General features: G+C 62.2%; 10 protein-coding genes. 8 read left to right on the forward strand and 2 right to left on the reverse strand.

Going from position 1 to position 11,583, the window contains the following annotated elements:
* Nucleotides 1-36: 36 nt before the first annotated feature.
* Nucleotides 37-789, reverse strand: coding sequence for an NRDE family protein (locus K9857_RS26885; RefSeq protein ID WP_224541046.1), 753 nt, complete (start codon nt 787-789; stop codon nt 37-39).
* Between the two features lie 132 nt (nt 790-921).
* Here K9857_RS26885 and K9857_RS26890 point away from each other — a divergent pair, with 132 nt between their 5' ends.
* The 3 genes from K9857_RS26890 (at nt 922) to K9857_RS26900 (ending at nt 3,620) form a co-directional block, all read left to right on the forward strand.
* Nucleotides 922-1,704 (forward strand): sulfite exporter TauE/SafE family protein, encoded by a 783-nt coding sequence (locus K9857_RS26890; protein WP_224541048.1) that lies wholly within the window; start codon nt 922-924, stop codon nt 1,702-1,704.
* Between the two features lie 83 nt (nt 1,705-1,787).
* The gene (gene lgt, locus K9857_RS26895; RefSeq protein WP_224541050.1) at nt 1,788-2,600 is read left to right on the forward strand and encodes a prolipoprotein diacylglyceryl transferase; all 813 of its coding nucleotides are present in this window, start codon (nt 1,788-1,790) and stop codon (nt 2,598-2,600) included.
* A gap of 48 nt (nt 2,601-2,648) precedes the next feature.
* Nucleotides 2,649-3,620, forward strand: a complete 972-nt coding sequence (locus K9857_RS26900) for a thymidylate synthase (RefSeq protein ID WP_224541052.1) — start codon at nt 2,649-2,651, stop codon at nt 3,618-3,620.
* Nucleotides 3,621-3,745: 125 nt separating this feature from the next.
* On the opposite strand, the gene cadR is transcribed toward K9857_RS26900, so the two are convergent.
* Entirely contained in the window at nt 3,746-4,195 is a 450-nt protein-coding gene (gene cadR / locus K9857_RS26905; protein ID WP_224541055.1) for a Cd(II)/Pb(II)-responsive transcriptional regulator, read from the reverse strand.
* Between the two features lie 86 nt (nt 4,196-4,281).
* Between cadR and K9857_RS26910 the strand changes: the two genes are divergently transcribed.
* The 5 genes from K9857_RS26910 (at nt 4,282) to K9857_RS26930 (ending at nt 11,541) form a co-directional block, all read left to right on the forward strand.
* Nucleotides 4,282-6,537 carry a heavy metal translocating P-type ATPase gene (locus tag K9857_RS26910; RefSeq protein ID WP_224541057.1) on the forward strand — a complete coding sequence of 752 codons (2,256 nt, stop codon included), beginning with the start codon at nt 4,282-4,284 and terminating at the stop codon, nt 6,535-6,537.
* 16 nt (nt 6,538-6,553) lie between these two features.
* A complete protein-coding gene (locus tag K9857_RS26915) occupies nt 6,554-7,417 on the forward strand; it encodes a LysR family transcriptional regulator (RefSeq protein ID WP_224541060.1) in 864 nt (287 codons plus the stop codon).
* 245 nt (nt 7,418-7,662) lie between these two features.
* On the forward strand, nt 7,663-8,739 hold the full coding sequence (locus tag K9857_RS26920; RefSeq protein ID WP_224541062.1) for a putative 2-aminoethylphosphonate ABC transporter ATP-binding protein: 1,077 nt from the start codon (nt 7,663-7,665) through the stop codon (nt 8,737-8,739).
* Nucleotides 8,739-10,463 carry a putative 2-aminoethylphosphonate ABC transporter permease subunit gene (locus K9857_RS26925; RefSeq protein WP_224541064.1) on the forward strand — a complete coding sequence of 575 codons (1,725 nt, stop codon included), beginning with the start codon at nt 8,739-8,741 and terminating at the stop codon, nt 10,461-10,463. Before K9857_RS26920 ends, K9857_RS26925 begins: the two co-directional genes overlap by 1 nt.
* Nucleotides 10,464-10,515: 52 nt before the next feature.
* Nucleotides 10,516-11,541 (forward strand): putative 2-aminoethylphosphonate ABC transporter substrate-binding protein, encoded by a 1,026-nt coding sequence (locus tag K9857_RS26930; protein WP_224541065.1) that lies wholly within the window; start codon nt 10,516-10,518, stop codon nt 11,539-11,541.
* Nucleotides 11,542-11,583 lie beyond the last annotated feature (42 nt).

An 11,583-nucleotide genomic window follows, 5' to 3' on the forward strand; every position in this document is an offset into this window, starting at 1 on the left:
GCGAGGCTTGCCCGCGAAGCCGTCAGTCCGAACTACTCAAAAACTAAGCCTGACCTCAACCTCCCCAAGATGCCCGCCATACGGTCCGAAACTCCTTTCGACCAGATGCCGCGCCCCGTCCGCCTGCACGATCAGCGCCGTACTCGCCCGAGTCCCATAGCTCTGACTGGCAATGAACACACTCGACAACAACGTCTCCGTGGCCACTCCGACGCCCGTATCCGGCAACTCGGCAAACGGCGCCTGTTGCGAATCCGCCAGCAGATTTAATAATGCCTGCGGCTGCGGATCGTCCAGCACCTCGCTCAACGCCGCTCGTGCCTTTAGCAGCTTCGGCCACGGCGTATCCAGCCCCGCATTCGACAGCCCGTAAACCCCCGAAGGCAGCATCACCGCTTCCGACTCCCGGGCATTGAAGTGCCAAAGCTCATGGGCATTGCCCACCAACAGGTTAAATCCGCCATATTCCGCAGAACGTGCAACAACTTCGCTCAAATAGTCGTCAATCGGCACTTCTCCGGTAAGAAAGCGCGCCACCAGCTCGCCCCGGGATTTGCGTCCCGCGGGACGCTGGGGATCGCGGATATTGGTCAGCGCGGCAAACCGACCGTTCGTGCCGATGCCGAGCCAGGTGCCGCCTGCCTCCAGGTCGCGACCGGCGTAGACCTGCGGCGATTCCGGCCATTGCGCCAGCGGCAGGGTCGGGCGGGCATAGAACTCGTCGCGGTTGGCCGCGACGATCAGCGGTTGGGCATGACCCGGTCGCCAGGCAAAAACAATCAGGCACATAAGGCGGTCCTTGTGTGTTTTTTGCCCACTCTACGCAGTCATCGTGCGGGTATCCATCGCCATCCAGTGGAGCCCGAGGCCATGCATCCGTTACCATGCCGCTCCGGTTTTGGGGATGGGTGGGGAAACCGCATGGAATTTGTGCTCTATCTGGCGCTCGGCGCCTGTGCCGGGGTTCTTGCCGGGCTGTTTGGCGTGGGCGGCGGGATCATCATCGTTCCGGTGCTGGTGTACAGCTTCACCCTGCAGGGTTTCGACCAGTCGATCCTGACCCACCTCGCGGTCGGTACCTCGCTGGCGACCATCATCTTCACTTCGGTCAACGCCGTGCGCGAGCACCACCGGCGCGGCGCCGTGCGCTGGCCGATCTTTATGTGGATGACTGTCGGCATCCTGATCGGTGCCGGGTTCGGCGCCCTGACCGCCGAAGCGATTTCCGGACCCAACCTGCAAAAAATCATCGGTGTGTTCGCCCTGGTGATCGCCGCGCAGCTGGCGCTGGATGTCAAACCCAAGTCCAGTCGAACCGTGCCGGGCAAAGTAGGTCTGACCGTGGCCGGCAGTGTGATCGGCTGGGCTTCGGCGATATTCGGCATCGGCGGTGGCTCGCTGACCGTGCCGTTCCTGACCTGGCGCAGCGTGCCGATGCAGCAGGCGGTGGCGACCTCTTCGGCCTGCGGCCTGCCGATCGCTTTTGCAAGTGCATTAAGTTTCATGATTCTGGGCTGGCACGATCCGTTGTTACCGGCCCATAGTCTCGGTTTTGTTTATTTGCCGGCGTTGCTGGGCATCGCTCTGACGAGCATGGTGTTTGCCCGCATCGGCGCGCGACTGGCGCACAGGCTGTCGCCGAAGTTGCTGAAACGGCTGTTTGCCGCTTTGCTGTTCTGCGTCGGCTTGAGTTTCCTGTTCTGACGCACCGCGCAATCCTGGCTTAATCCTCGGGTGGCAGCGTCGCCCGGGCATTTTGAAGATTTGAACGCTTTTAAGGAGTCGCAATGCTGCCTTACCCGCAGATCGATCCGGTGGCCCTGGCCATCGGTCCGCTGAAAATCCACTGGTACGGGTTGATGTACCTGATTGGCATCGGTGGCGCCTGGCTGCTGGCGTCCCGCCGTCTGAACCGCTTCGATCCGACCTGGACCAAGGAAAAGCTCTCCGACATGGTGTTCTGGATGTCGATGGGGGTGATCGTCGGCGGACGCCTTGGCTATGTGCTGTTCTACGATCTGCATGCCTACCTCGCCAACCCGACGCTGATCTTCGAGGTCTGGAAGGGCGGCATGTCGTTCCACGGCGGTTTCATCGGCGTGATGCTGGCGGCGTTGTGGTTCGGCAAGAAGAACAACAAGTCGTTTTTCCAGCTGATGGACTTCGTTGCCCCGATGGTGCCGATCGGTCTGGGTGCCGGGCGCATCGGCAACTTCATCAATGCCGAGTTGTGGGGCAAGCCGACCGACGTGCCGTGGGCAATGGTCTTCCCGCCTTTCAGCGATCCGGCGCAACTGGCGCGTCACCCGTCGCAGCTGTATCAGTTCGCGCTCGAGGGTGTGGCGCTGTTCCTGATCCTTTGGATCTTCTCGCGCAAGCCGCGGCCGACCATGGCAGTGTCCGGCATGTTTGCGATGTTCTACGGCATCTTCCGTTTCATCGTCGAGTTCGTCCGCGTACCGGACGCGCAGCTGGGCTATCTGGCCTGGAACTGGCTGACCATGGGTCAGGTGCTGTGCGTGCCGATGATCCTCGGCGGTCTGTGGCTGATCTGGCTGGCCTATCACCGTGCACCGGCGACGCCTGCGGCAGCCGTATAAATTCGAATCCCGCAGCGAAAGCTGCGGGTTCAAGGACACAGGTAACTCATGAAGCAATATCTCGATCTGGTCGCCCACGTCATCAAGAACGGCACCAAGCAGGCCAACCGCACTGGCGTAAACACCATCAGCTTTCCCGGCGCGATGCTGCGTTTTGACCTGCAGGAAGGTTTCCCGGCGATCACTACCCGCAAGTTGGCGTTCAAGTCAGCCGTCGGTGAAATGTGTGGTTTCCTGCGTGGCGTGAACAACGCTGCTGAGTTCCGTGCGCTGGGCTGCAAGGTCTGGGACCAGAACGCCAACGAAAACGCCCAGTGGCTGGCCAACCCGTTCCGCCAGGGCGACGACGACCTCGGCGAAATCTACGGCGTGCAATGGCGCAAATGGCCGGCGTACAAGCAGATCCCGCTGAGCAACCCGGCCGCGATCAAGCAGACGCTGGAACAAGGCTATCGCCAGATCGCCGAAGGCGAGGAAGACGCCCAGGCCTACGTGGTGCTGTACAAGGCCATCGATCAGGTGCGCCAGTGCGTCGACACAATCATCAAGGACCCCGGCAGCCGCCGCATCCTGTTCCACGGCTGGAACTGCGCCCAGCTCGATGAAATGGCCCTGCCGCCGTGCCACTTGCTGTACCAGTTCCACCCGAATGTCGAGACCAAGGAAATCTCCCTGACCCTCTACATCCGCTCCAACGATCTGGGCCTGGGCACACCGTTCAACCTCACCGAAGGTGCCGCGTTGCTGAGCCTGATCGGCCGCCTGACCGGCTACACGCCGCGCTGGTTCACCTATTTCATTGGTGACGCCCACGTCTACGAAAACCACCTGGACATGCTGAATGAGCAGCTCAAGCGCGAGCCATTGGCGGCGCCGAAACTGGTGATCAGCGATCGTGTTCCGGAGTTTGCCAAGACGGGTGTGTATCAGCCGGAGTGGCTGGAGCTGGTGGAGCCGAGCGACTTCTCGCTGGAAGGTTACGAGCATCATGCGCCAATGACCGCGCCGATGGCGGTCTGACGCCCAGCCCCAATCAACTGTGGGAGCGAGCCTGCTCGCGATAGCGGTCTGTCAGTCACATCATTGTTGTATGTGACACCGTCATCGCGAGCAGGCTCGCTCCCACATTGGTTTTTTGTTGAGCCTCAATGACCGTGGCTTCTACCCACGTGCGAGTGCTCGACTTCCGTCGCCACCACCCCGCCACTCACTTCCAACCGCTGCAAAATCCCGCATTGATCGATTTCCGGCCCTTCACCGCAGCGTTGGCGCAGGTCGATCAGCTGTGTCTGCAGCGCCATCAGCCCATCAATCCGCGCTTTCACATGGTGAATGTGCTCGTCGATCAGCGCGTTGACGCTTTCGCACTGGTCCTGCGGACTGTCGCGAAAGGCCAGCAGGCTGCGGATCTCCTCCAGGGTCATGTCCAGAGTGCGGCAATTGCGGATGAAGGTCAGGCGTTCGGCGTGAGCCTGGGTGTAGACGCGGTAGTTGCCGTCGCTGCGTGCCGGTTCCGGTAGCAGGCTCTCTCGCTCGTAGTAACGGATTGTCTCTACCGCGCAATCCGTCAATTTCGCCAGTTCTCCGATCTTCATGACGACGATCTCCAAAAAGGGTGCTTGACCCTATAGTGGCTACAGGGTCTTTACTTGGCAACAGGTACTCTTATGGACGCAACCCAATGAGCGATTCCCTGCATATTCACAAACCCGGCGACGGGCACGATCACAGTCAAAAACTGCAGCCTGTGCACAAACACTCCCACGGCGGTGATTCCTGCTGTTCTTCGAAGGTTGCAGTCCCTGCGCTGGTCCGGTTGAGCGAAACGCCGAGTGCCGATGCGCGACACGACAGTTTCCGCATCGAGGCAATGGATTGCCCCACCGAACAGACGCTGATTCAGAACAAGCTAGGAAAACTGACCGGCGTTCAGCAGTTGGAGTTCAATCTGATTAACCGGGTGCTGGGCGTGACCCATAACCTGCCGAGCACCGCGCCGATCATCGAGGCCATCCAGTCCCTGGGCATGCAGGCGGAGCCGTTGGAAGAGGGCGTCGAGGCGCCGGCACCCAAGCCTGAAAAGAAACACTGGTGGCCCCTGGCGCTGTCCGGTGTCACTGCCTTGCTGGCAGAAGTGATCCATTTCACAAGCGCCGCGCCGAACTGGGTCGTAGCGATCATCGCCCTGGTTTCGATTCTCAGCGGCGGCCTGGGTACCTACAAAAAGGGCTGGATTGCCCTGAAAAATCTCAATCTGAACATCAACGCGCTGATGAGCATCGCGGTGACGGGTGCGGTCCTGATCGGCCAGTGGCCGGAAGCGGCGATGGTGATGTTTCTGTTCACCGTGGCGGAATTGATCGAGGCGCGCTCCCTGGATCGTGCGCGCAACGCCATCAGCGGATTGATGCAGATGACGCCGGAGCAGGCCACGGTGTTGCAGGCCGATGGCAGTTGGGTCGAACAGGAAGTGAAAAGCGTCGATCTGGGTGCGCGGGTGCGGGTAAAGCCCGGTGAGCGTATCGCGCTGGACGGTGAAGTGGTCAGCGGCAGTTCGACCATCGACCAGGCGCCGATCACCGGGGAAAGCCTGCCGGTGGAGAAAACCGTCGGCGACAAGGTGTTCGCCGGGACCATCAATCAGGCCGGCTCCCTTGAATACGCAGTCACCGCTGCCGCCAACAACTCCACGCTGGCGCGAATCATCCACGCCGTGGAACAGGCCCAGGGCGCGCGGGCACCGACCCAGCGCTTCGTCGATCAGTTCTCGAAAATCTACACGCCTGCGGTGTTCATCCTCGCCTTGGCCGTCGCAGTGATTCCGCCGCTGTTCATGGGCGCTGCCTGGTTCGACTGGATCTACCGTGCGCTGGTGCTGCTGGTGGTTGCCTGCCCTTGTGCACTGGTCATCTCCACGCCGGTGACCATCGTCAGCGGCCTCGCGGCGGCGGCGCGCAAAGGCATTCTGGTCAAAGGCGGCGTGTACCTGGAGGGTGGTTTCAAGCTCGACTATCTGGCGCTGGACAAGACCGGGACCATCACCCACGGCAAACCGGTGCAGACCGATTACCTGTCCCTCGACCCCGCCACCGAGGCCACCGCCCCGGCACTCGCGGCCGCGCTGGCCGGGCGTTCCGATCACCCGGTGTCGCTGGCCATCGCCAACGCCGCTGTGGATAAGAGCTTTACCCCGCTGATTGTGGATAACTTCGAGGCGCTGGGCGGTCGCGGTGTTCGCGGCGATATCAACGGCCAGACCTATCACTTGGGCAACCACCGGCTGGTTGAAGAGTTGGGACTGTGCTCGCCGCAACTGGAAGAAAAGCTGTTCGCGCTGGAGAAACAGGGCAAGTCCGTGGTGCTGCTGCTCGACGGCTCCGGCCCGCTGGCGCTGTTCGCCGTGGCGGACACGGTCAAGGCATCCAGCCGCGAAGCCATCGCTCAATTGCATGACCTTGGGGTGAAAACCCTGATGCTTACCGGCGATAACGTCCACACCGCCCAGGCGATTGCGGCGCAGGTCGGTATCGATCAGGCTCGGGGCGACTTGCTGCCGACCGACAAACTGCAAGCCATCGAAGACCTTTATGCACAGGGCCACCGCGTCGGCATGGTCGGCGACGGCATCAACGACGCCCCGGCGCTGGCCCGTTCCGAGATCGGTTTCGCCATGGCCGCCGCCGGCACCGATACCGCCATCGAAACCGCCGATGTCGCCCTGATGGACGACGATTTGCGCAAGATCCCGACCTTCATTCGTCTGTCGCGGGACACCTCGGCCATCCTCAAACAGAACATCGCCCTGGCGCTGATCATCAAGGCGATCTTTCTTGGGGTAACCTTCGCCGGGCTCGCTACCATGTGGATGGCAGTGTTTGCCGACATGGGCGTGAGCCTGCTGGTGGTGTTCAACGGTTTGCGCCTGCTGCGCAAATAGACGAAGAGGGAAGGTTGTGCTGAGTGCCGAGCTGAAGGCGTTTTACATGGTTGCCCGCCTGGGCAGCATTACCCAAGCAGCGAAAAAGCTCGGCCTGAGTCAGCCCACGGTGACGACCCAGATCCGTCATCTGGAAAGCCAGTACGCAGTGGAACTTTTTTATCGCGGCGGTCGCCGCCTGAGCGTCAGCGAAGAGGGCGCGCGGTTGCTGCCGATGGTCAAGGCGTTGATGCAGCAGGAGGCCGATATCGAATTTTTCCTGCGCAACAGCGGTCAGGTCCAGGGCACCTTGCGTATTGCCGCCACGGCGCCGTACTACATTCTCGATCTGGTGAAGACCTTCCGCGAACGCCTGCCCCATGTGGAGGTGTCGGTGGAGATCGGCAATTCCCAGCAGGTGCTTGAAGCGCTGGAGGAATATCGGGTCGACGTCGCGGCGTCCTCGCAGTTGCTCGAGGATGCGCGGTTGATCCGCCGGGTTTTGGGCAGCGATCCGCTGGTGCTGGCGGTGCATCGCAATCATCCGCTGGCCGTTCACGATCATGTGCCGCTGAGCGCGCTGGCCGGGCATACCTTGTTGATGCGCGAGCCGGGCTCGACGACAAGGCGCATGACCGAGGAATTGCTGGCGGGTGCCGGGGTGAGTCTGGGGCCTTTGCTGGAGATCGGTAGTCGCGAGTCGATTCGCGAAGCGGTGCTGCGCAACATCGGCATCAGCCTCATCGCCCGCCAGGAAGTGCCGCATGATCCGCAACTGCGGGTGCTGACCATCGAGAATGCGCCGTTGTTGCCGGAGTACCTGTATTGCCTCAAAGAGCGCAAGAACGCGCGGTTGCCGGCGGCGTTTCTTGGGGTGGCGCAGGAAATGTCCCCGGCCTGAGATCTCCTTCGACTGTGCCGGCCTCTTCGCGAGCAAGTCGAATCGTCGCACCGCCGCTCCCACATTTGAAATGCATTCCATTGTGGGAGCGGGCTTGCTCGCGAAGGCGTCGGCACAGGCAGCACACCTCTTGAACCTGCAACCAAAATCCTCGAATACCACTATCGGCCGTTTTTGCCTTACTGCCATATGACGGACGCATTACAACTCTAGGATGGCCTGCATCTGTTAGATGAGGTCCGTCCATGAACAACTCGATCGCCACTGCCCTGTCCAATCCCGGCGCGCCCATGAAGGTGCGCGGCGTGCACAAGCGCTTCGGTGCCTTCACCGCGCTGGATAACGTGTCCCTCGACGTGGCGGCCGGTGAGCTGGTGTGTCTGCTCGGCCCGTCTGGCTGCGGCAAGACCACCTTGCTGCGCTGCATCGCAGGTCTTGAGGGGCAGGATCGCGGCGAGTTGTACCTGGGCGATCGCGACGTTTCCAACCTGGCGCCCCAGGCCCGGGACTACGGCATCCTGTTCCAGTCCTACGCCCTGTTCCCTAATCTCACCGTCGAAGCGAACATCGCCTACGGCCTGGCCAACGCCAGCCGCGACGAAGTGCGCCAGCGTGTCGGCCAGATGCTTGACCTGGTGGGCCTGATCGGCAGCGAGAAAAAGTACCCCGGCCAATTGTCCGGCGGTCAGCAGCAGCGGGTCGCACTGGCTCGCGCCCTGGCGCCTGCGCCGTCGTTGCTGTTGCTCGACGAACCTATGTCCGCCCTCGATGCCCGTGTCCGCGAGCATCTGTGCACCGAGCTGCGCCAGCTGCAACGGGAACTGGGGATCACCACCCTGATGGTCACCCACAATCAGGACGAGGCCATGCTGATGGCCGACCGCATCGCCGTGATGAACAACGGCAAGGTCGAGCAGTACGCCACCCCGCAGGAAATCTACAACCGCCCGGCCACGCCGTTCGTGGCGGAGTTCGTTGGTCAGGGCAACTGGTTGCCATTCGACAGCGGCAGCGACAGCCACGCCCGGGTCGGCGGGATGAACATGCGCCTGGCTGACGGCAGCGCCAAGACTTCTTCGGGCCGTCTGTTCTGCCGTCCGGAAGCGATCAACGTCAATCCGCTGGTGCACGAGGAAAACCTGTTCCCGGCCAAGGTTCGCGAGATCACCTTCCTCGGCAATCGCTGCCGCATGAGCTTCGAGCTTGATCATCTGCCGGGTCACGCCCTGCTGGCCGAACTGGCGCCGGAAGCGATGCCGCGGCTGGGCGCGCAGCAGATCATGGTCGCACTGCCTCCGCGTAGCCTGCAGGTGTTCGCCTGATGAGCGCGAACATCGCGCTGCCGCTACCGCGCAAGCAGGTGCGACAGGTGTCCCGTGCCGAGATCGGCGACCGGATTTTCGTGGTCGGCGGCAAGGTCCTGTTGCTGGTGCTGCTCGGTGTCGCCGTGTTGATGCCGCTGCTGGCGATCTTCTGGCGCGGCTTCAGTGCCGAAGCCGGGCAGGGCGGCGGCTTGGCCGCTGCTCGCGAGCTGGTGACCAGTGCCAACTTCCACTGGCTGCTGGGCAACAGCCTGAAGGTTTCCCTCAGCGTTGCGGCCATCGTCGTACCGCTGGCCTACCTGTTTGCCTACGCCCTGCAACGCACGTTGATTCCGGGCAAAGGCATCTGGCGCGGTATTTCTCTGCTGCCGTTGATGGCGCCGTCGATGCTGCCGGGCATTGCGCTGGTTTATCTGTTCGGCAACCAGGGCATGCTCCGTGGTCTGCTCTCGGACAATATCTACGGCTTCTGGGGAATCGTTTTGGGTGAGGTCATCTACACCTTCCCACACGCCCTGATGATTTTGCTGTCAGCCCTGTCCCTGGCGGACGCGCGCCTGTTCGATGCCGCGTCCAGCATGGGCGCCAGTCCCGCCAAGGCTTTTCGCAGCATCACCTGGCCGGCCACCCGCCAAGCCGTGTTCGCCGCGTTCTGCCTGGTGTTCACCCTGACCATCACCGACTTCGGCGTGCCGGTGGTCGTGGGTGGCGATTATCAAGTGTTGGCGCTGGAGGCCTACAAGGCCGTGGTCGGTCAGCAGCAGTTCGGTCGCGGTGCCTTGATCGGCATGGTGTTGCTGCTGCCGGCGCTGTTCAGCTTCGCTGTCGATGCCTGGCTGCGTCGACGTCATGGCGACTCCATGAGCGGTCGGGCGCAGGTCTACAAACCGGCGCCATCCAAGCTTCGCGACGGTTGCTACCTGGCGATCGTGCTGCTGATCTGCACCGCATTGCTGCTGGTGTTCGGCATGGCGGTGTTCTCGTCGCTGGTCAAATTCTGGCCGTACAACCTGTCGCTATCGCTCAACCATTACCAGTTCAACGATACCGCGGGCGGTGGCTGGCTGGCCTATGGCAACAGCGTGAAGATGGCGATCTGCTCGGCGTTGATCGGCAGTGCGCTGATCTTCACCGGCGCCTACCTGATGGAGAAAACCAAAGGCCAGCGCGGCCTGAACCTCACGCTGCGCATGCTCAGCTTCGTGCCGATGGCGGTGCCGGGTCTGGTGCTCGGTCTGGGCTACGTCTTCTTCTTCAACCTCACCGGCAACCCGCTGCACGTGCTCTACGGGACCATGACCCTGCTGGTGGTCTGCACCATCGCTCACTATCTGACCACCGCGCAGATGACCGCCACCACGGCCCTGCGCCAGCTTGACGCCGAGTTCGAAGCCGCCGCGCTGTCGCTCAAGGCGCCGCTGTATCGGCACTACCTGCGGGTCACCGTGCCGATCTGCCTTCCGGCGCTGCTGGACATCGTGCGCTACCTGTTCGTCTCGGCCATGACCACGGTCTCGGCGGCGATCTTCCTCTACAGCCCCGACACCATCCTCGCGGCGGTGGCGGTGCTGAACATGGACGACGCCGGCAACGTCGGCGGCGCGGCAGCCATGTCGACCCTGATTCTGTTCACCTCGGCGGGCGTGTCCCTGCTGCTGGCCGGGGCTTCGCGCGGCTTGCTGCGCCGCTCCCAGGCCTGGCGGCAGACCGCGCCCGGTCATTGATTCGCTGCACACCCAACCCAAAGCGTCCTCAACTCAATAACAGGAAAAGATCATGTTCAAGCCTATGGCCCTGGCCGCTGCTGTCCTCACCGCTTTCAGCCTGAACGCCTTTGCGGCGAAAACCGAGTTGACGGTCTACACCGCCCTCGAAGCCGAACAGCTGAAGACCTACAAGGAAGCCTTCGAGAAAGCCAACCCGGACGTCGAGATCAAATGGGTACGCGATTCCACCGGCATCATCACCGCCAAGCTGCTCGCCGAAAAAGCCCGTCCGCAGGCTGATGCGGTGTGGGGCCTGGCCGCTTCGAGCCTGGCGATCCTCGACCAGCAAGGCATGCTGCAAAGCTACGCACCGAAAGACCTTGGCAAGATTGGCGGCAACTACCGCGACGCCGCCAACCCGCCAGCCTGGGTCGGCATGGACGTCTGGGCCGCGACCATCTGCTTCAACACCGTCGAAGCCGAGAAACAGGGCCTGACCAAGCCGGTGAGCTGGCAGGATCTGACCAAACCTGAGTACAAGGGCAAGATCGTCATGCCGAACCCGGCCTCGTCCGGCACCGGTTTCCTCGATGTCAGTGCCTGGCTGCAGACCTTCGGCGAGAAGCAGGGCTGGCAGTACATGGACGACCTGCACCAGAACATCGGCCAGTACGTTCACTCCGGTTCCAAGCCGTGCAAACTGGCGGCGGCGGGCGAATTCCCGATCGGTATTTCCTTCGAGTACCCGGCCGTTCAGTTGAAGCGCCAGGGCGCGCCGCTGGACATCATCCTGCCGAAGGAAGGCCTGGGCTGGGAGATCGAAGCGACTGCCGTGATTAAGGGCACAGCCCATGAAGAAGCAGCGAAGAAACTCGCCGACTTCTCGGCCAGCCCGCAGGCGATGGAGCTGTACAAGGAAAACTTCGCCGTGCTCGCCCAGCCGGGTATCGCCAAGCCGCAGACCGAATTGCCGGCAGACTACGAGCAGCGCCTGATCAAGAACGACTTTGCCTGGGCCTCGAAGAATCGCGACGAGATCCTGACCGAGTGGCGCAAGCGCTATGACGGCAAGTCCGAGAAAGTGGCGGCCAAGTAAGACCTCTGCAGTCTGACAGGGCCTCTTCGCGGGCAAGCCTCG

This window comes from Pseudomonas sp. REP124 (genome assembly GCF_020164475.1).
Lineage (GTDB): Bacteria > Pseudomonadota > Gammaproteobacteria > Pseudomonadales > Pseudomonadaceae > Aquipseudomonas.